Here is an 18,976-nt window from a genome sequence, read left to right on the forward strand (position 1 = left end):
CGGGGATTTATGGACGACCTGCTGCAGGAATTCATTGCCGAGACTCGCGAAACGCTGGAGGCGCTGTCCGGCGAGATCGTCGCGTGGGAAGCCGCGCCTGCCGACCGCGCGCGTCTGGATGCGATTTTCCGCTTCGTCCATACCGTCAAGGGCAGCTGCGGCTTTCTGGACCTGCCACGCCTTGCCCGATTGAGCCATGCGGCCGAGGATGTGCTGGCCGCCGCGCGCGATGGTCAGCGTATGCCCGATACCGCGCTGGTCGATGCGGTGCTGGCGATCGTCGACCGGATCGGCGCGATCGTTGAGGGTATCGCGGCGGACGTTCCACTCGACGATTCGGATGACGACGCGCTGATCGCGGCATTGTCGCGGGTGGCGGACCCGGTGGCGATGGTCCCGGCCCGGCATGCGCCCATTGCACCCCGTTCCGCGCCGCGCAGCATCCGCCTGAACGTCGATCTGCTCGACCGGATGATGAGCGGCATGTCCGACATGGTGCTGGCGCGCAACGAACTGGCCCGGCGGCTGCGCGACGCTGTGCTCGACCCGCGCGTCGAGGCGGCGCTCGACCAGCTGTCACTGACCGTCGCCGATATGCGCGAGACCGTCACCCGCACCCGGATGCAGAAGGTCGAGGGCCTGTTCTCCGCGCTGCCCCGGATGGTCCGCGACACGGCGGCCGAACTGGGCAAGGCGGTGAGCTTGCGCATCGAGGGATCGGACGTCGACCTGGACCGCGAGATGATCGAGATGATGCGCGACCCGCTGGTCCACATCATCCGCAACGCGATCGACCATGGTATCGAGACGCCCGCCGAACGCCGCCGCCTGGGCAAGTCACCGACCGGCCAGATCTTCGTCGCCGCGCGCCAGTCGGGCAATCAGATTCTGATCGAGATCGAGGATGACGGTGCCGGGATCGATGTCGGGCGCATCGCGGCCAAGGCGGTGGCGAACGATGTCCGCTCGGCCACCGAGATTGCGGGCATGACCCCCGCCGAAAGGCTGAAGCTGGTGTTCGAACCCGGCCTGTCCAGCCGCGACACCGTCTCGGCGGTGTCGGGGCGCGGGGTCGGCATGGACGTGGTGCGCGCCAATATCGAGCATGTCGGTGGCCGGATCGCGCTCGACAATCGGCCGGGGCGTGGCCTGACCATCACCATCCAGGTGCCGCTGACCCTGTCGATCATGTCGACGATCGTCGTCGCGGTGGGGGATCAGCGTTTCGCCATCGCGCGCCAGGCGATCGAGGAGATCGTCAAGGTGCGCGGCGATCAGGTGCGGATCGATCCGGTCGGCGATATCCGCGTCGCGACCGTGCGCGGCCGTCGCCTGCCGATGCTGGCGCTCGCGCCCTTTCTGGATGTCGGCGAGGGCGATCCCGCGACGCTGGTGATCGTCTCCACCCGTGAGGGGGACTATGCACTGGGCGTGGACGATGTGCTCGACACCGAGGAAGTGGTGGTCAAGCCCGCAGCACCTGCGGTGATGGGCACCGGGCTTTATGCCGGGCAGACCCTGCCCGACAGCGGCCTGCCCATGCTGCTGCTCGACGGGAGTGGTCTGGCGCAGGCGGCGGGGCTTCGCTTTCAGCGCGAGGCGATCGCGGCGGCCGAGACGGTTGCCGAGGATGCGGCCAACCCCGCGCTGTTGTTCGAGGATCTGGACGGTGCGCGCCGCGCCATTCCGCTTGGCGCGATCGACCGCGTCGAAAAGGCGTCGGCCTCGGCCGTGCACCGCTCGGGCGGCCGGACCCGGCTGATCGTCGACGGCGCGACCATGCCGCTTCATCATGTCGACGCCGCCGCGCTGGACGCAGCGATGGCGGGCGGCGAGGTCGAGGTGCTGCGGCTGACCGATGGCGAGACCGAATGCGCCTATGCGATGGCCTGTGCGCTGGAGATCATCCAGCTGCCCGCCGAGATCGCGGCGGCGACGACCGGCGGCGCCGTGCTTGGCGTTGCGGTGTGGGAAGGGCGGGCCATCGAAATCCTCGACCCGCTGGCGCTGTTCCTCGATTCGGGAACGACCGAGGCGGGAACGGGGGCACCGCTCTGTCTGCTCGATGGCGAGGGGGCCGTGTGGATGGACCGGTTCCTGCGACCCGTGCTGGAGGCGCATGGCTATCGCTGCGTCCTGCGGCCTGCCGCTGACGAGACGCCCGCCGTCCGCCTGGTGATGGAGGAAGATGCGTCGCCTGCCGACGGAACGGATGCGCCTGTCGTGCGCCTGCGTCGCGATCGGGACGGGCGGGCCGATACCGACAGCATCTACCGTTACGACCGACCCGCGCTGATCGCCGCGCTGGCGGGCTATGCGCGTCGGGGTGGCCGCTGATGCCGCTGTTCCTGATCGCCAGCATCGCCGGGCAGGGCGTGGTCTTCGACGCCGATCAGGTCGATTCGGTCGTCGATATCGGCGAGATCGTGGCCGTGCCCCGCGCCGAATCCTCGGTTCGCGGACTGACCGCGTTGCGCAGCCGGGTCATCACCGTCGTCGACACCCGCCGCGCGCTGGGGCTGGAGCCGATGCCGCTCCATGTCCGCCGTGCGGTCATCACCCGGCAGGACGGGCATTATTACGCCATGCTGGTCGACGCGCTCGACGATATCGAGACGTTCGACATGCGCCCGATGCCGCATGTCGCCCCCAAGGAAGGCCGCTGGTCGCGCGCCGCCAACGGCATGGTGTTCCGTGATGGCGAGCCGCTTCTGGTGCTCGACCTGTCGCGGCTGGTGCCGCAGCCTGCCGCCCTGGTGGCCTGACCAATTAACCCCGCCGTTACTTTCGCCCGCTAAATCCGGGATCAGGTCCTGGTGGGATCGCGGTAGAAATAGGGCGTACCGAATGAAAACCTGTCTCGTCGTCGATGACTCCAAGGTGATCCGCAAGGTCGCCCGTCACATATTGGAGACGCTCGACCTGGAAGTGCGCGAGGCCGGGGATGGTCGCGAGGCGTTGGAGGCGTGTCTTCTGGCGGTGCCCGACGTCATCCTGCTCGACTGGAACATGCCGGTGATGAGCGGCATGGATTTCCTGCGCGCGCTGCGCGAGGCCAATCTGACGCCGCGCCCGCGCATCGTGTTCTGCACCACGGAAAACGGCATGGCGCATATCCGCGCGGCCATCGATGCTGGTGCCGACGAATATATCATGAAGCCGTTCGATCGCGACACGCTGGAAAGCAAGCTCCAGCTTGTCGGCATGATCTGATCCCGATCGGATCGCTGTTCGAACCGGCGCCGCCATGGCCTTCATCCCTCCGCCTCTTGTCGAAGCTGGCCAGCCTGCGACGGTCCCCAGCGTCGCCACACGCGTCCTGATCGTCGATGACTCGGCGGTCGCGCGGGCATTGATCGCGCGTGCGATCGAACCGCATGCGCGTTTCCAGGTCGTCGGCGCGGTCAGCCATGTCGAGGCGGCGTTGCGCTTCCTGGAGGATCAGGCCGCCGACATCATCCTGCTCGACGTCGCGATGCCGGGTATTGACGGCATCTCCGCGCTGCCTGGGTTGCTCGCGGCGGGGCGGGGCGCGCGGATCATCATCGTCTCGGCCTCGACCCCGGCGGGTGGTGCGGCGGCGGTGCAGGCGCTCGCCCATGGTGCGGCCGACACGCTCGACAAGCCAAGGCCCCAGGGGCTGGCCGGGTTCGGCGACGCGCTGCTCAATAAACTCGATACGCTCGCCCAGCCCCAGGATCGCGCGGTCGCCCCGCGCCCTGCGCCAGCCATGCCCCCCGCCCAGGCCTCCATGCGGATCGTCCAGGCGAGGCCCGATATCATCGGGATCGGTGCATCGACCGGCGGCATCCATGCGCTTGCCAAGCTGCTCGCCCCGATCCCGGTGACGATGACGGTGCCGATCGTGGTGACGCAGCATTTGCCCGCCACCTTCATCCCCTTCTTCGCGGTGCAACTGGCCGCCGTGGCCAAGCGCCCTTGCGTCATGGCCGAGGACCGGATGCGCATCCGTTCCGGCCAGATCCTCATCGCGCCCGGCGATGCGCATGTCACCTTCGTCCGGCTGACCGATGGCGGCGCCGCGATCCGGTTGAAGCTGGACCGCGTGCGCAGCGGCTGCCTGCCCTCGGTCGACCCGATGTTCGCGTCGATGGCCCAGCTATGGGGCGAGCGGGCCTGGGGCATCGTGTTGACGGGGATGGGCCGCGACGGACTGGAGGGCGCGCGGCTGCTGCACGCGGCGGGCGGAACGATCATCGCCCAGGACCGGGAGAGCGCGGTCGTCTGGGGCATGCCCGGCGCGGTCGTGACCGACGGGCTGGCGGATGCCGTGATGCCTCCCGATGCGATCGGCGGGATGATCGCGGCTGGGATCGCGGGCGGAGGGCGCGCCTGATGGTCCTGGTCCCCAGCTGGACGCCAGCCACTCCTCCTCGCGTCGGAACCATGGCCATGCCACACGCTCCTTTGTCGGGTCAGGCGCTGGCCGTGCTGACCGCGCTGCTCGAGGCGCGGACCGGCCAGCAGATCGCCAGCCATCGTTCGGCCCGCGTCGATACCGTCCTGATGCCGTTGATGCGCGAGCGGCGGATGGAGACCCTCGACCAGCTGGTCTATGCCGTGCTCGACGGGCGCGATCCGCAACTGGCGGGCCGGGTCATCGATGCGCTGGTCAATGGCGAAACCTCTTTTTTCCGCGACCCGCATGTCTTCGAGCATATCACCGAGATGGTCGTCGAAATCGAACGCGCGGGCCGTCGCCCCCGGATCTGGAGCGCGGGCTGTTCGACCGGGCAGGAGCCGCTGTCGCTGGCGATGATGTTCGCCGAACGGCAACAGGCGCTGGGCACCCCCATGCCGGAGATCATCGCAACCGACGTGTCCGAGGCGGCGATCGCCCGCGCCCGCACCGGTTGCTACACCCAGTTCGAGGTGCAGCGCGGCCTGCCCATCCGCCAGATGGTCCGCTGGTTCGAGGGGCGGCCGGGCAATGAATGGGTGGCGCGCCCCGAATTGCTGCGTCACGTCATGTTCCGGCAAATGAACCTGACGGTCGATGCCGCACCGGGCGGCAGCTTCGACCTGGTGCTGTGCCGCAACGTCATGCTCTACTTCGCGCCCGAGCCCAAGAAGCGCGCCTTCCGCATCATCGCCGAGGCGATGCGCCCCAACGGGCTGCTGATGCTGGGGGCAGGGGAAACGGTGATGGGCCAGACCGATCTGTTCCGGCTCGCCCCCATCGGCCGCGGCGTTTACGAGAAATGCGGCAGCGACGATCCCGCCCGCCATGCATGAAGCCATATCCTTGGCGCTGGCTTCCCGCTAACAGGGGCGGACGAACCGGGGTCGCTCAGGAGGTTGCATGACGATCGTCGACACGCCGTCACCCAATTTCGACGCGCGTAGCCTGCCCATTACGATGATCGTATTGCACTATACGGGGATGCAGGATGCGGAATCGGCGATCGCCCGCTTGCGCGATCCCGAGGCGAAGGTGTCCTGCCATTATCTCGTCGCCGAGGACGGTACGATCCTGCGCATGGTCGACGAGGCGGAGCGCGCCTGGCATGCGGGCCGCTCGCACTGGCGATCGATCGAGGACGTCAATTCGGCGAGCATCGGGATCGAGATCGTCAATCCCGGCCATGACTGGGGCTATCGCCCGTTTCCCGATGAACAGATCGCGGCGGTAATGGAACTGGTCGCCGACATCCAGAAGCGCCACGGCATCACGCGCGGCAACATCGTCGGCCATTCCGACATCGCGCCTGCTCGCAAGCGCGATCCGGGCGAGCTGTTCCCCTGGGGGGCGCTCGCACGGCGGCGGCTGGCGCTGCCGCGCCCGACCCGTAACCTGATGGACCCGATGTGGACCGAGGCGGGCTTCTGCCTGGCGCTGGAGCGATTCGGCTATGACGTGACCGACCGGATGGCGGCGATCATGGCGTTCCAGCGGCGGTTCCGCCCCGAACTGATCGACGGCGAGATCGATGCCGAGTGCCGCATGATCCTGCTCGCGCTGCTGCTGCCGCGCCCGCAAGGGGACGACTGACCGGCGCGGGGGCGGGGCCCATGGGGCACAAAGCCCTTGCCCTCCCCGCCAATCCGGCTACATCGCGCGCAGCCAGAGGGCCGGGCGGCCGCGGCCTCGGGAAACCGGGGGCGAGGAAAGTCCGGGCTCCACGGAACGACGGTGCCGGGTAACGCCCGGCGGGGGTGACCCCAGGGACAGTGCCACAGAGAGCAGACGGCCACGGCTTCGGCCAGGTCAGGGTGAAAGGGTGCGGTAAAAGCGCACCGCGGTCCCGGTAACGGGAACGGCATGGCAAACCCCACCGGGAGCAAGACCGAATAGGGATGGCATGGCGCTTTACGCGTCGGGGCGTGTTCCCGCCCGCCATCCGGGTTGGTTGCTTGAGGCGATGTGCAAACATCGTCCTAGAAGAATGGTCGCCCATCCGGCTTTTGCCGGTGGACAGAACCCGGCTTACAGGCCCTCTGGCTTTACCCTTTCATTTGCGGCATCCTGCGGCCTCCAGCTTTGGGAGGGCGGGGGGATCATGACGTCTGGGAGATATGTGGCGGCCGGTCTGGCAGGACTGGCGGCGGTGACGGGTGCGGCCGCGATGGCGCAACAGGGGGCTTCGGCACCCGCACCGGCTCAGACGCTGCAACAGCAATATGACGCGGCCACCGCGCTGGATCAGGGCAAGGATGCGGCGGCCGCGCTCGCCGCCTGGACGAAGATCGCCGGGGCGGTGAAGCAGGGTGGTCGCACCTGGGCCATCGCCACGGTGCGCAAAGGCGGCGCGCAATATCGGCTGGGCCAGTTGGACGAGGCGGCGGCCACGATCCGCACGGGATTGGCCGCGCTGCCGACGACCGACGCGACGCTGACCGACGATCGCTACAACGCCTATATGATGCTTGGCCGGGTGGCGGCGGAGTCGCTCGATTATGCCGATGCGGTCGCCCAATATGGCAAGGCGGAGGCGATCGCGACCGACGATATCACGCGGCTGGCCCCGATGATGGCGGCGGCACGGGTGCAGACCTTTACCGACCCGGCGGGTGCCTCGGCGCTGCTCGACCGCGCCGACGCGATCGCCGCCCGGACGACGCTGACCAAGGTCGATCAGGCGGCACTGCTCCAGACCCGGATGCGGCTGGCGATGAACACCGGCAAGCTGGACGCGGCCAATGCGATGGGTCCCAAGGTGATTTCGCTGCTCGGTGGCATGGGCCTGGACAAGGTTAGCCTGCGCGATGTCGCGGCCCGCTCCGACGCCGCGATCGCCGCGCTCCTCCTCCACCACGAGGACAAGGCGCGGGAATATATGGCCTATACGGGCGCTGGCCGCTCGGCCAAGGGGCAGTTCCAGTCCGCCAGCCTGATGACCCCGCCCGAATGCGGCGGTGAGGCCGACCTCAAGCCCGAGGACGTCGCCATCGTCCAGTTCGGCGTCGGCGATGATGGCAGCACCTTCGGTGTCGAGCCCATTTATTCCTCGGGCGGCGGCGAAAAGGGGTTGGCCTTCGCACGGGCGGTCAAGAGCTGGGCCTGGACGCCGGAGGACATGAAGGATCTGGCGCCTTTCTTCCGCTACAGCGTCCGGTTGGAGATGCGCTGTTCGACCGCCTATGCGCGCCCCTCGGTCGGCGAGGGCTTCGACGCCAGCTTTGCCGAATGGCTGACCAGCAAGGGGCTTGCCGCCCCCGGCAAGCCCGAGGTCGGCGAGGCGGCGCTCGTCCGGCAGCGCGCGGCGCTGGCCGCGGCCGAGGCCAAGGGGCAGGCGCCCGCCACGCTGGCGGCGATCCGGGCGCTGATGAGCAATCGGACATTGGGCAGCGACGAGCGCACCACCCTGGTTGCCCGCGCCGATCAGCTCATGGCGCAGACCGACATGCCGGCCATGGCGCGGCTGTTCTTCGCCATTCCGGCGCAGGAGGGGCGCATCCGCAACTGGGGCGGGCGCGGTCGCTATGCGGCGGCGATGACGCCGCTGCTGTCCGAAAAGCCCTATGCCGACGATCCGCAGGCGCGTGCGGCGCTACGGCTGTTGATCGCGGACCATGAGGACGGCCGGATCGCCGAGCCGTTCCTCGATCAGGTGGTGAATGACGGCGGGCTCGGCGCGCGCGATCCCTTGAAGGTCGGCGCGCTGATCCGGCTGGCCTCGCTGGCCAAGCGACGCGGCGACCTGGCGCTGGCGCGCGAGACCTTCGCCAAGAGCGGGCTGGCCGCGTCGCAATGCGCCACGCTCGACGCGACGCCTAAGGCGGTCACCTCGCCGGGCGGCGATGCCTTTCCCGAAGAGGCGCGGCGCTGGGGCTTCGAAGGGTGGGTGCGCAACGAATATGACATCGATGCCGACGGCCGCGCGAAGAACGCCCGCACGATCGTCAGCTATCCGCCCTTCATCTTCTCGGAAGCGGCCGAGCGGATGTTCTCGTCCATGCGTTACCAAAAGACGTTCCGCCCCGATGGCGGCCTCGGCTGCGGCGCGAACAGCAGCGGGGTGCGGTTCCAGCTTCCCGGCTGACCGCGCTCGGGCGGCTCCGGTTCAGGAGCCGCCCAGCGACTTGGAATCGATGGTGATGGACGTGCCTTTGACCCGCGCGTTCGGTGTGCCCTTCATGACCAGGTCGAACACCTGTTCGGGGCGCGGCAGCGCGGCGAAGGAGGAAAAGCTGGTCGCATTGTCCTCCACGTCGTTCAGGCGCACCGCATAGGCCGGGTTCTTGGGGCGATCGACCTGGCTCATGACGCTGGGAAAGATATCGACCGTCCGCCCCGCATCGAACAGCGCCAGCGTATATCCTTCCGCCACCGGCCCGTTGCGATAGACGCCATAGCGGGTGGTGGCCGCGCCGTCGCGACACAGCGGCGGCACGGGCTTTTCCGGCTCGGCGGGGGTGTCGCTCTTCGTGTCCTTGGCATGGGCGGCGAAGGCGGCGCTCAGCAGCAGCGTCGCCAGCGTGTCTGCGCCATTGGGCTTCTCGGTCTTGGCCTTGGGCATATGCGCGAAGTCGGTCTGCTCGGTGCATGGCATGATCGGCGCGGCGGGGCCCGGATAGGCGGGGGTGGTGGCGATGGCGGGCTTCAGTGCGGCGATCATCTCCGACATCTTGGCGTCCAGCGCATCGGCGGTCAGCTTGCGCGCCGACAGGCGGACCACCAGCATCCATTCACCCATCGGCATCACCGCCAGCGCGGTGCTGCGATAGGGGCTGCTGAGCACCGAATAGCTTTGGCGCAGGGCCACGGCCGGGCCGCTGCCGAGCGGCGCGAAGGCGATCGGATCGGCGCTGGCGGGGGCGCCCTTTTCGAAGACCGGCCGCTCCTCGATCGCGATGCGCGACCGGTCGAACCATAGCGGCACGTTGGGCCGCGCCGGGTGGAACAGGAACAGCGTGGCAAGCAGGTCCTTGTCGGGACTTGCGAAATTGACCGTAACGTCATGCTCGGTCGTGGTTGCATCGGTGATGTCGGTGCGCGGCAGCCCGGCGACGACCGGGCGAACGATCAGCCGCGTCTGGGCGTGCATCCAGCCCTTGTCCGCCGGGACCGGCAGATCGCGTGCTGACGCTGTGCCGGTTATCGCCAACGCGGCCATCGCCGCGAATCCCGAAATGCGCATGGTAATCCCCCTCCCGATTCAGGAGAGGCTAGGCGGCGGCGGGGCCGCGAGCAAGCGGCCCCTTGGGGGTTAGACCAGAACCTTGTCCGGCCGCTCCATGCCGTCGAGATCGGTGGTCGCGTCGATTTCCAGCAGCGTTTTGATATGCCCGTCACGAATGTCATAGACCCAGCCGTGCAGCCACAGCTCGCGCTTCGCCGCGAACGCCTTCTGGATGGTATCGAGCCGGGCGAGGTGGCGGAGCTGCTCCATGACATTCACCTCGACCAGCCGGTTGACCTTGGCGGCCTGGTCGGGCTGCGCGTCGATCTCGTCACGGTGGCGGTGCAGCACGTCGCGGGCATTGCCCAGCCACTGGTCGAGCGGCCCCTCGGTCCCGCCGTTCAGCGTCGCCTGCACCCCGCCGCAACCGTGATGGCCGCACAGGATGACGTGGCGGACCTGCAGCACATCGACCGCATATTGGACGACCGACAACAAGTTCAGGTCGTCGTCATGTACGAGATTGGCGATGTTGCGGTGCAGGAACATGCCGCCGGGCGGGGTCATGGTCAGCTGTTCGGGCGTCACCCGGCTGTCGGAACAGCCGATCCACAGAAAGTCGGGCTTCTGCCCCACCGTTTGCCGCTGGAAGAAGTCGGTCTTCTCTTCGAGAAGTTCGGTCGCCCATGCCTTATTGGCGAGCAGGAGCTGCTTATATTCCCTCATGCGTAGCGCACTCCCGTCGAAGGGGCCTTGATCATCGGGGCGGTCCGCTCGGCGACGTCGCTGCGCACGATCACGCTGATCCCGCGATAGTCGGCGCCCTTGATGAAGGCATTGATGATGTCGATATTGTCCAGATCGACATAGGAGGTCGAGGACAGGTCGATCAGCAGATTGGCATTGTCCGGCACCTTGGCCAGCGACTTCTGCAACTCGTACTTATGGATAAAGTACAGGTTGCGCCGCGCGCGGATCAGGCAATCCTCGTCGTCGCAGGCAAAGGTCAGCGCCGGGCGGAAATTTCGCGCCACCACGAAGACGAAGCCGACGACCAGCCCGACGACGATCCCGATCAACAGGTCGGTACGCAGGATCGCCAGGATGGTGACGATGAACGGGATGAACTGGCTCCATCCCTGTTTGTAGCGTTCGGTGAACAGCTTGGGCTTGCACAGCTTATAGCCGGTGGCGATCAGCACGGCGGCGAGGGCAGCGAGCGGGATTTGGTTCAGCACGACCGGGATCAGCGCGACGGACAGCAGCAGCCAGGTGGCATGGAGCATGGTCGACAGCTTGCTCTCCGCCCCCGCATCGACATTGGCCGAGGAGCGAACGATCACCGAGGTCACCGGCAGACCGCCGAGCAGGCCGGAGACGATATTGCCGCCGCCCTGCGCCATCAGTTCCCAATTCTTGTCGGTGGTCCGGCGACGCGGATCGAGTTCGTCCACCGCCTTGACGCTGAGCAGGGATTCCAGGCTGGCGACGATCGCCAGCGTGATCGCGGTGGTCCACACCGCGCCCATGCCGATCGCGCTGAAATCGGGAAGCTGGAACTGGCCGAGGAACTGCGATGCACTGCCCGCGACCGGCACGCGCACCAGATGCGCACCCGCCAGCTGCCAGTCGGGCCGCAGCGCGCCGAGCAGTATGTTGCCGACCACGCCGATCACCACGACGACGAGCGGCCCCGGCAGCAGCCGCAGCGGGCCCTGCTTGGGCTTGGCATGATCCCACCAGAACAGGAAGGCGAGTGACACCGCGCCGATCAGCACCGCGCCGGGGGCGATATCGTTGCTGACGCTGCGCCACAGATCGGTGAAGGTATTGCCGCCCGCCCGGCTGGCATATTCGAAGCTGCCCTCGAAATCGCCGTCATAGCCGATGGCATGGGGCACCTGCTTCAGGATCAGGATCAGGCCGATCGCTGCCAGCATGCCCGTAATGACCGAGGAGGGGACGAACTCGGCCAGCACGCCCGCCCGCGTGAAAGAGAAGGCGAGCTGGAGCACGCCTGCCAGCGTCACCGCCAGCAGAAACACTTGGAAGCTGGGCAACCGCTCGATCGCCTCGAACACGATGACGGTCAGGCCCGCGGCAGGCCCAGCGACGGACAGGGGGGACTTGGACAGGAAGCCGACGACTAGGCCGCCCACGATCCCGGCGATCATCCCGGCAAAGGGCGGTGCGCCCGAGGCGACCGCGACGCCAAGGCATAGCGGCAACGCGACCAGCGCCACCACGATCGAGGCTGGCACGTCCGCTCTCGCGGTGGCCAGGAAAGAACGACTTTGGGCCATGACGGCTCCTGTCAAAGCTGGGCGTCCGCATATGCCCGGAACGGACATGAATATATGATGACGTATATTTCATGACTTAGCCGCTGGCAGCCGGTCAAGGGGCTGGATCGGCCATTTTAACCAATGTCGGCAGAAAGCATCTGCCTCCCTGCTTGCGCCGACGCCGAAGTCGCTTAAATCGGCCGCTGTGGCGCGTTCTTCTACCCGATCCAATGACTGGGGCTTTCCTCGCTGGCGCAGCTATGGCGCGTCGCGCGAGGCCAAGCCCGTGCGTATCTGCGACCGGCATGGTTGCGACCAGCCGGGCAACTGCCCCGCACCCAAATCGCCCAACAGCCCCGATCGCTGGTATTTCTGCGAGGCGCACGCCGCCGAGTATAATCGAGGCTGGGACTATTTTCAGGGCCTCAGCGCCGAGGAAGCCGCCGCGCGCGAGGCATCGGAACGGCGGACGAGCGCGGGCTATGCCCAGTCCAAGCATCAGGCCTGGGCCGGGCCGGGCGACGGCACCCGCTCGCGCGACGAGATGCGCGCGCTGGATGCGCTGGGGCTGGAGCCGGATGCCGAGTTCGACCTGATCCGCGCGACCTGGCGCGGCCTTGCCAAGGCGAACCATCCCGATATCCGCCCCAACGACCCCGAGGCGGCGACCAAATTCCAGCAGGTGCAAGCGGCCTATGAAGTCCTGCGCGCCGCCGAGGAACGCCGCAGCTGGAAGCCCGAATGATCCGTCGCGCCAAGGCGGAATGGGAAGCGACGGTCCTGGTCTGCGGCAAATGCTCGAAAAAGGTCGGCGGCGGGTTCGGCCCGAAGGGCAAGACGCCGCTGGCCAAGGCGCTCAAGCGGATCTTTGGAAAGGGGCGCAAGGCGTCGGTCGGGGTGATCGAAACCAAATGCCTGGGGCTGTGTCCGAAGAACGCGGTGACGTTGGTCGATGGACGCAAGCCGGGTGAGTGGCTGGTGGTGACGCCCGACGAGGATATTGAGGCGATCGCGGCACGATTGGGGCGGGGGTGATTGTTCTACAGGTGGGGCTCGGTGGGACCTCGAGCCCTCCCCCATCCCCTCCCGCCTGCGGGAGGGGAGCGGCTAGAGGCACTCGCAGGTTCTTTCGGCGATCGTTAGGCCAAGGGCAGGCACCGTTGGAGCGGGCTTACGGTCGCCAAGAAACACGCCCCTCCCGCAAGCGGGAGGGGATGGGGGAGGGTAACGGGGTCTCACCGAGCCTCAACCCACCCATCAATACCGCCCGGCCGTCTCCCGGATCAGCGCGATCATGTTGGGAATTCCCTGCGTCCGGTTGGAACTCAACTGGTTCTTCAGGTCGAACGGCGCCAACTCACCCTCGATATCGGTCGCCAGGATGTCCGCGGGCGCTTTATCCTGCACCGTCTTCAGGACGAGTGCGATGATCCCCTTGGTGATCGCCGCATTCGAGTCCGCCAGAAAATGCAGGCCCTCGCCCTCGCCCTTCATCGGATAGACCCAGACCGAGGCCGAGCATCCGCGCACCAGCGTCGCATCGGTCTTCAGCGCCTCGGGCATCGGCTCCAGCGCGCGGCCGAGGTCGATCAACAGGCGATAGCGATCGTCGGCGTCGAGGAATTCATATTCGTCGCGGAGTTCGGCAAGATCGGACATAGGCCCGCGCTACCGTGCTTCGCGGTCCACGACAACCATCAGGGGGCGAGCAGCGCGTCGACCGATCCGCCGTTGCGGGCGAGTTCGGCTGCGACCCGGCGGCGGCCTTCATAATAGGTCAGCACGCGGGCGTGCGGATCGCGTTCGCGAATGCGCGCCTCGTCCTCCGGGTGGAGGCTGGTCTCTTGCGCGACATAATCCGGATAACCCTCGCGCTTCCAGGCGGGGAGGCGAAGCGCGGCCCATTCGCCGATATGGTCGGCGACCAGCCGGTGGGTCATCTCATGCGCGATCGTGCCCGACAGCGTCCGCACCCCGCCCAGCGCGGCGCCGTTGGTCACGCGGTCCGCCGCGACCGAGCTGCGGTTGAAGACCAGCGCATGCGCAAAGGGACGGCGAAGGGCGATCGCGCCTCCTGAGCCTATCGACAGGATGTCCCACCGCCATCCGCCATCGGTCAGCACCAGCTGCCGCGACAATCCCGGCCGATCGAGCGGGCTCGCCGCGAGCAATGTGTCGGCGCGGGCCAGTACCTTTGCCATCGCAGGCCGGTCGATCGGCTGTTCCGACAGGACCGTCGTCGTGCCGAAATCGGCGCGATAGGGAAAGGCGAGCGCGGCGGGGACATGGACGACCCCGGCGACGATCACTGCGGCGCCACAGCCGATCCGGCTACCCCAGCGGCGAAGAGCGGCGAGACGGGGCATGATCAAAGGTCGACACCCGCCGCAATGGCTTCGAGCTTGCGGATGCGCTCCTTCAAATCCGCCATCTCGATCCGCGATGCGGCCGAACCTGCGGGTGGGTAGGGCATGTCGTGGTTGCGCTCGAACTCGCGGTTCTTCAGTTGCAACCATCCGCGCCAGCCCGCGAGACTTGCGGTGACGATCATCGCCAGGCCCGCCAGGCCTGCGGTCGCGATCACGATGTAAAGATTGGTGTCGGTCATGATCCGGGCTCCCTGTCCGTATCAATGGTTGGCTTAGCGGTCGCGCAGCCGCTCGATCTCGCGGTCGAGATCGATGCTCTTGCGCTCGTCGGTGATGACGCGCTCCAGCACCTGGATGCGCTCCTTGAGCTGCTGGACCTCGGCGCGTAGCGCCTGGGTGTCGTGCGAAGCGTCGCTGCGCAGATGCTCGATGATGTCGAGGCCGGGCGAGCGGCGATGCTTGGCCTTGAAGATGCTGGCGATCATGACGATCGCGACGATCATGACGACCATGAACTGTCCGCCGGACATGATGGTAACTCCCCTCTGAAATCTTATGTCAGTGTTCGATGCGGGCCGGCGTTTCGCCGGGTACGCGCAGGCTGTCGATCTCGTCGCTCAGCGCCACGCCGCGATCGGTGATGATCCGCTCCAGCACCCGGACCCGCTGTTCCAGCTTCTCGGTCTGGGCGGCATATTGTGCCGCTTTTTCGGCGACCATCGAGGCTTCGGTGGCCAACTGCTTTTCGCGAAGGGCGAACCAGGGCTTCAGAAAGACGCCGCCGATGATGGCGATCAGGCCGCAGCTGATGCCCAGGATCGGGATCAGGATACCGAGTATGGGGATCAAATTCATCTCTTTCGTCCTCCCTTAGCGATCGCGCAGCGCGTCGATTTCGCGTGCGGTCCGCTCGGCGGGGTCGGTGGCGATGCGCTCCAGCACCGCGATCCGCTCTTCCAGTCGAGAGACCTGGCCGACCAGCTTCTGGTTCTCGGCGGTCAGCAATTCGACCTTGCGGCCATCGGCGATGTCGCCCTTGTGCGTCATGCCGCCCCAGTCATTTTCCAGACTGTAGCCGTGCTTGGCCCGTATCCAGGTGGTGATCACCCAACCGATCGTCGACATTGCGATGATCGCCAGGACGAAACCCGGTCCTCCCCAAGACATGATCCATACTCCCATAGGATAGTTGATGTGTCAGCGCGGCCTCAGCGCAGGCTGTCGATCTCGTCGGCCAGCTGGCGGTTGCGGCTGGTGTAGTGCAGTTCGATATCGGCAAGGCGACGGTCGAGATCGCGGAATTTCGAGCGGACCTCGGCGGTCGAGCGGCGCGGATTGCTGCGGACGCCCTGCCAGAACTTGGCGTCGTCGTCCGACTGGTAGAGGCCGATCGGCTTGGCGGTCGCCATCCAGGCGACCAGCATATAGGCAAGCGGGACCCAGGGCATGCCGACCCCGGTGACGGTCAGCAGGACCGCGGCGATGCGGACCCACAGAACGTCGACCCCGGTATAGTCGGCGATACCGGAACACACGCCCTTGAACTTGGCATTCTGCTTGTCGAGGTAGAATTGGGTGCGGCTGGCGGACATGTCAGTTCCTCCGATCGAGGCTGTAGTCGGGTTGGCCGAGGCGTTGTTCGGAACGCCATTCGGACTGCGACAGGCCGGGTTTGAAGTCGGGATGGTCGGCGGCGATGATCCGCTCGACCGTGTTCACCCGATCCTCGAGGCGACGGGCGAGAAGATACATCTCGTCCAGCATCTTTTCGTCTTCATCGGTGATCTTGGGGGCGTGCTTCCACTTGGTGACATAGTGGAGGATCAGCCACGGCGCCCCGATGAACAGCATGCCGCAGACGAGGATCGGCAGAAGATCGTCCAGCATTCTCAGCCCTCCTTGTTCAGGCGCGCCTTGAGCGCGGCGAGTTCGGCATCGACCCGGTCCGAGGCGCGCAGTTCGGCGATCTCGTCCTCGAGCGTCTTGGGGTTCGCGCCCAGGCCCAGCGCTTCCGCGCGACCCTCGGCCTCGTCCACCTTGCGTTCCAGAATGTCGAAGCGGCTGAACGCGTCGTGCGTCTTCGGCCCGTTCCACATCTCGCGTAGACGATAGCGGTTGTTGGCACTTTCCAGACGGGTCTGGACCGCATTCTGCTTGGTCCGGGCTTCGCGCAGCTTGTTCTGCAGCTTGGCGATATCCTCTTCCGAGGCGCGCAGCGCATCGTCGAGCACCTGGACTTCGGCCTTTAGCTGGTCGGCCATGTCGGCCGCCTTCTGGCGTTCGATCAGCGCGGCCTTGGCCAGGTCCTCGCGGTCCTTCGACAGCGCCAGTTCGGCCTTTTCGGTCCAGCTGTCCTGAAGCTGGTCCAGCTTGGCGATATGGCGGCGGATTTCCTTCTGGTCGGCGATCGTGCGGGCGGCGGACGCGCGCACCTCGACAAGCGTTTCCTCCATTTCGAGGATGATCATGCGGATCATCTTCGCGGGGTCTTCCGCCTTGTCCAGCAGATCGGCGAAATTGGCGGCGACGATGTCGCGGGTGCGGGAGAAAATGCCCATCGGATACTCCTTGATGGCGGCTATTCGGGGATTATGCGGTCGGTGCCTCGATCGCCGCAACCGAAGTCTGCACAGGCGCGACATGCGCGGGGGCGAGGGCGCCCATCAGGCAGGTGGCGCTCATCAGGACGGTGCAGGCGATGGCGGCGATCTGGCGGGTGAGGGTGGTGGCGAACATGGTGAAAACTCCCTGAATTTTTGTTTCGGTCCGCTCATCGGCGGGATGTCAGAAGCTTTGCAGGAGGCGTGCCAGTTTTAAAAATGGCGCAAATACAAGGACTTGATAAATAGTTGCGCAGCGCCAACGATTGCACTCTTGCCAAGGCTTGGGAAAATCCGCCACCTGTTGGGAATGGAGCGAACGAGTCAGGTCATCGGCCAGTCGGGGGCCTTTCTGGACGCGCTGGAACGGGCCAGCCGCGCCGCCGCGCTCGACCGTCCGGTGCTGGTCATCGGCGAGCGCGGGACGGGCAAGGAACTGGTCGCCGAACGCCTTCATCGCCTGAGCGGGCGATGGGACCAGCCGCTGGTCATCATGAACTGCGCAGCACTGCCCGAGACGCTGATCGAGGCCGAACTGTTCGGCCATGAAGCGGGCGCGTTCACCGGCGCAACCAAGGCGCGGGCGGGACGGTTCGAGGAAGCCAATGGCGGCACCTTGTTCCTCGATGAACTCGGCACATTGTCGATGGCGGCGCAGGACCGGCTGTTGCGCGCGGTGGAATATGGCGAGGTCACGCGGATCGGCTCGTCACGGCCGTTACGCGTCGATGTCCGTATCGTGGCGGCGACCAACGAGCATCTGCCCGACAAGGTCGCGGCGCATCAGTTCCGCGCCGACCTGCTCGACCGGCTGTGTTTCGAGGTGGTGACGCTGCCGCCGCTTCGTGCGCGCAAGAGCGACATCATGGTGCTCGCCAATCATTTCGGACGGCGCATGGCCGCCGAGATCGGATGGGAAAGCTGGCCCGGCTTCGGTCCGGCGGCGACCGACGCGCTGATGGAGCATCGCTGGCCCGGCAATGTCCGCGAACTGCGCAATGTCGTCGAGCGCGCCGTCTATCGCTGGGATCGGGAAGGGCCGGTCGATGCGATCGAGATCGACCCCTTCCGCTCGCCCTATCGTCCGCAGGGCCAGTCACCCGCCGCCGCGAAGAGTGAGCAGGGCGGCGCCCTCGCGCCCGCACCGACGAACGACGGTGACGAGGTGGCGGCCTGCGATGTCGGCCCGTCCGACTTCAAGTCGCGCGTCGCCCGGTTCGAGCGGGAGCTGCTGACCAAGGCGCTGGCCGACAATCGTTTCAACCAGCGGACGACGGCCGAGGCGCTCGGCCTGTCCTATGACCAGCTTCGCCATGCGCTTCGCCGCCATGATTTGATCGGAACGGTTGCGTAACCGCACTTGGGGAGCCATTTGGGGTCTCTGGCGTTGCCACAGGCAAACCCCAAAGGAGCATTTACGATGGCTTTCGAACTGCCGCCCCTTCCGTACGACTATGACGCGCTGGAGCCGGTCATCTCCAAGGAGACGATGACCTTCCACCACGACAAGCATCATGCCGCCTATACCAACAAGCTGAACGAGGCGGTTGCGGCCGACACGTCGCTTCAGGGCAAGTCGATCGAGGACATCCTGGCCAACATCTCGTCGGCCCCGGCCGCCGTCCGCAACAATGGCGGCGGCTTCTGGAACCATGACTTCTTCTGGAAGATCATGACCAAGCCCGGCACGACCCAGCCCTCGGGCAAGCTGGCGGAAGCGATCGAGGCGTTCGGCGGTCTCGACAAGCTGAAGGACGAATTCAACACCAAGGGTGCGGGCCAGTTCGGTTCGGGCTGGGCCTGGGTGATCGCGGATGCCGAGGGCAAGCTGAAGGTCACCTCGACCCCGAACCAGGACAACCCCCTGATGGACGTCGTCGCCGACAAGGGCACGCCGATCCTGGGTAACGACGTGTGGGAGCACGCCTATTACCTGACGTACATGAACGACCGTCCGGGCTATCTGAAGGCCTGGTGGGACGTGGTGAACTGGGACGAAGCCGGTCGCCGGTACGAGGCGGCGGTCGCGTAAATTCGCGGCTATTCGTTTCGGATAAGGGAAAGGGCGGCTCCGTTGGGGCTGCCCTTTTTCTTATCTATTCCTCCCCTGCAAGGGGAGGTGGCGCGCATAGCGCGTC

General features: G+C 66.5%; 24 protein-coding genes and 1 other RNA gene. 12 read left to right on the forward strand and 13 right to left on the reverse strand.

Features of this window, described 5'->3' with window-relative positions; genetic code table 11:
* Positions 1 to 9: 9 nt before the first annotated feature.
* The 8 genes from U1H82_RS02350 to U1H82_RS02385 all read left to right on the forward strand — a co-directional run bounded on the left by U1H82_RS02350 (position 10) and on the right by U1H82_RS02385 (position 8,504).
* On the forward strand, positions 10 to 2,337 hold the full coding sequence (locus U1H82_RS02350) for a chemotaxis protein CheA (RefSeq protein ID WP_322963326.1): 2,328 nt from the start codon (positions 10 to 12) through the stop codon (positions 2,335 to 2,337).
* Positions 2,337 to 2,765, forward strand: coding sequence for a chemotaxis protein CheW (locus U1H82_RS02355; RefSeq protein ID WP_322963327.1), 429 nt, complete (start codon positions 2,337 to 2,339; stop codon positions 2,763 to 2,765). Before U1H82_RS02350 ends, U1H82_RS02355 begins: the two co-directional genes overlap by 1 nt.
* Positions 2,766 to 2,847: 82 nt before the next feature.
* Positions 2,848 to 3,213 (forward strand): response regulator, encoded by a 366-nt coding sequence (locus U1H82_RS02360; protein ID WP_322963328.1) that lies wholly within the window; start codon positions 2,848 to 2,850, stop codon positions 3,211 to 3,213.
* A gap of 34 nt (positions 3,214 to 3,247) precedes the next feature.
* Positions 3,248 to 4,357 (forward strand): chemotaxis-specific protein-glutamate methyltransferase CheB, encoded by a 1,110-nt coding sequence (gene cheB, locus U1H82_RS02365; RefSeq protein ID WP_322963329.1) that lies wholly within the window; start codon positions 3,248 to 3,250, stop codon positions 4,355 to 4,357.
* A gap of 56 nt (positions 4,358 to 4,413) precedes the next feature.
* Positions 4,414 to 5,256 carry a CheR family methyltransferase gene (locus U1H82_RS02370; protein ID WP_322963330.1) on the forward strand — a complete coding sequence of 281 codons (843 nt, stop codon included), beginning with the start codon at positions 4,414 to 4,416 and terminating at the stop codon, positions 5,254 to 5,256.
* Positions 5,257 to 5,323: 67 nt separating this feature from the next.
* Positions 5,324 to 6,013, forward strand: coding sequence for an N-acetylmuramoyl-L-alanine amidase (locus tag U1H82_RS02375; protein ID WP_322963331.1), 690 nt, complete (start codon positions 5,324 to 5,326; stop codon positions 6,011 to 6,013).
* A gap of 72 nt (positions 6,014 to 6,085) precedes the next feature.
* Positions 6,086 to 6,467: RNase P RNA component class A (rnpB, locus tag U1H82_RS02380), an RNA gene on the forward strand.
* Positions 6,468 to 6,521: 54 nt separating this feature from the next.
* On the forward strand, positions 6,522 to 8,504 hold the full coding sequence (locus tag U1H82_RS02385; protein WP_322963332.1) for an energy transducer TonB: 1,983 nt from the start codon (positions 6,522 to 6,524) through the stop codon (positions 8,502 to 8,504).
* Positions 8,505 to 8,525: 21 nt separating this feature from the next.
* On the opposite strand, the gene U1H82_RS02390 is transcribed toward U1H82_RS02385, so the two are convergent.
* The 3 genes from U1H82_RS02390 to U1H82_RS02400 all read right to left on the reverse strand — a co-directional run bounded on the left by U1H82_RS02390 (position 8,526) and on the right by U1H82_RS02400 (position 11,845).
* Positions 8,526 to 9,602, reverse strand: coding sequence for a hypothetical protein (locus U1H82_RS02390; protein WP_322963333.1), 1,077 nt, complete (start codon positions 9,600 to 9,602; stop codon positions 8,526 to 8,528).
* A gap of 69 nt (positions 9,603 to 9,671) precedes the next feature.
* Entirely contained in the window at positions 9,672 to 10,310 is a 639-nt protein-coding gene (locus U1H82_RS02395) for a carbonic anhydrase (RefSeq protein WP_322963336.1), read from the reverse strand.
* Positions 10,307 to 11,845, reverse strand: a complete 1,539-nt coding sequence (locus tag U1H82_RS02400; protein ID WP_322963338.1) for a SulP family inorganic anion transporter — start codon at positions 11,843 to 11,845, stop codon at positions 10,307 to 10,309. The genes U1H82_RS02395 and U1H82_RS02400 overlap by 4 nt, the downstream gene beginning before the upstream one ends.
* 229 nt (positions 11,846 to 12,074) lie before the next feature.
* Here U1H82_RS02400 and U1H82_RS02405 point away from each other — a divergent pair, with 229 nt between their 5' ends.
* Together U1H82_RS02405 and U1H82_RS02410 are read left to right on the forward strand one after the other, a co-directional pair.
* Positions 12,075 to 12,614: a J domain-containing protein gene (locus tag U1H82_RS02405; RefSeq protein WP_322963339.1), complete on the forward strand. Its 540-nt coding sequence runs from the start codon at positions 12,075 to 12,077 to the stop codon at positions 12,612 to 12,614.
* Complete coding sequence (locus U1H82_RS02410; RefSeq protein WP_322963340.1) at positions 12,611 to 12,904, forward strand: (2Fe-2S) ferredoxin domain-containing protein; 294 nt, start codon at positions 12,611 to 12,613, stop codon at positions 12,902 to 12,904. The genes U1H82_RS02405 and U1H82_RS02410 overlap by 4 nt, the downstream gene beginning before the upstream one ends.
* A 222-nt stretch (positions 12,905 to 13,126) precedes the next feature.
* Here the strand turns inward: U1H82_RS02410 and U1H82_RS02415 are convergent, their stop codons facing one another.
* From U1H82_RS02415 to U1H82_RS02460, 10 genes are read right to left on the reverse strand one after another with little or no spacing between them, the layout of a single operon-like run.
* Positions 13,127 to 13,528 (reverse strand): SufE family protein, encoded by a 402-nt coding sequence (locus U1H82_RS02415; protein ID WP_322963341.1) that lies wholly within the window; start codon positions 13,526 to 13,528, stop codon positions 13,127 to 13,129.
* 38 nt (positions 13,529 to 13,566) lie between these two features.
* Entirely contained in the window at positions 13,567 to 14,235 is a 669-nt protein-coding gene (locus tag U1H82_RS02420) for a hypothetical protein (RefSeq protein ID WP_322963342.1), read from the reverse strand.
* Positions 14,236 to 14,237: 2 nt separating this feature from the next.
* Positions 14,238 to 14,477: a hypothetical protein gene (locus tag U1H82_RS02425; protein WP_322963343.1), complete on the reverse strand. Its 240-nt coding sequence runs from the start codon at positions 14,475 to 14,477 to the stop codon at positions 14,238 to 14,240.
* Positions 14,478 to 14,510: 33 nt separating this feature from the next.
* Positions 14,511 to 14,768 carry a hypothetical protein gene (locus U1H82_RS02430; RefSeq protein WP_322963344.1) on the reverse strand — a complete coding sequence of 86 codons (258 nt, stop codon included), beginning with the start codon at positions 14,766 to 14,768 and terminating at the stop codon, positions 14,511 to 14,513.
* Positions 14,769 to 14,796: 28 nt separating this feature from the next.
* Positions 14,797 to 15,093 carry a hypothetical protein gene (locus tag U1H82_RS02435; RefSeq protein WP_375339478.1) on the reverse strand — a complete coding sequence of 99 codons (297 nt, stop codon included), beginning with the start codon at positions 15,091 to 15,093 and terminating at the stop codon, positions 14,797 to 14,799.
* A 15-nt stretch (positions 15,094 to 15,108) separates the two neighbouring features.
* On the reverse strand, positions 15,109 to 15,405 hold the full coding sequence (locus tag U1H82_RS02440; RefSeq protein WP_322963345.1) for a hypothetical protein: 297 nt from the start codon (positions 15,403 to 15,405) through the stop codon (positions 15,109 to 15,111).
* Positions 15,406 to 15,446: 41 nt separating this feature from the next.
* Complete coding sequence (gene pspC / locus U1H82_RS02445; RefSeq protein ID WP_322963346.1) at positions 15,447 to 15,830, reverse strand: envelope stress response membrane protein PspC; 384 nt, start codon at positions 15,828 to 15,830, stop codon at positions 15,447 to 15,449.
* A 1-nt stretch (position 15,831) separates the two neighbouring features.
* A complete protein-coding gene (pspB, locus tag U1H82_RS02450; RefSeq protein WP_322963347.1) occupies positions 15,832 to 16,125 on the reverse strand; it encodes an envelope stress response membrane protein PspB in 294 nt (97 codons plus the stop codon).
* 2 nt (positions 16,126 to 16,127) lie between these two features.
* On the reverse strand, positions 16,128 to 16,796 hold the full coding sequence (gene pspA / locus U1H82_RS02455; RefSeq protein ID WP_322963348.1) for a phage shock protein PspA: 669 nt from the start codon (positions 16,794 to 16,796) through the stop codon (positions 16,128 to 16,130).
* Positions 16,797 to 16,827: 31 nt separating this feature from the next.
* Positions 16,828 to 16,974: a hypothetical protein gene (locus U1H82_RS02460; RefSeq protein WP_322963349.1), complete on the reverse strand. Its 147-nt coding sequence runs from the start codon at positions 16,972 to 16,974 to the stop codon at positions 16,828 to 16,830.
* A gap of 174 nt (positions 16,975 to 17,148) precedes the next feature.
* On the opposite strand from U1H82_RS02460, the gene pspF reads away from it, so the two are divergent.
* Both pspF and U1H82_RS02470 read left to right on the forward strand, forming a co-directional pair.
* On the forward strand, positions 17,149 to 18,192 hold the full coding sequence (pspF, locus tag U1H82_RS02465; RefSeq protein ID WP_322963350.1) for a phage shock protein operon transcriptional activator: 1,044 nt from the start codon (positions 17,149 to 17,151) through the stop codon (positions 18,190 to 18,192).
* Positions 18,193 to 18,258: 66 nt separating this feature from the next.
* Positions 18,259 to 18,870, forward strand: coding sequence for a superoxide dismutase (locus U1H82_RS02470; protein ID WP_322963351.1), 612 nt, complete (start codon positions 18,259 to 18,261; stop codon positions 18,868 to 18,870).
* The last annotated feature ends 106 nt before the right edge of the window (positions 18,871 to 18,976 follow it).

The sequence above is a fragment of the Sphingomonas fuzhouensis genome, from assembly GCF_034659795.1.
GTDB lineage: Bacteria > Pseudomonadota > Alphaproteobacteria > Sphingomonadales > Sphingomonadaceae > Sphingomonas > Sphingomonas fuzhouensis.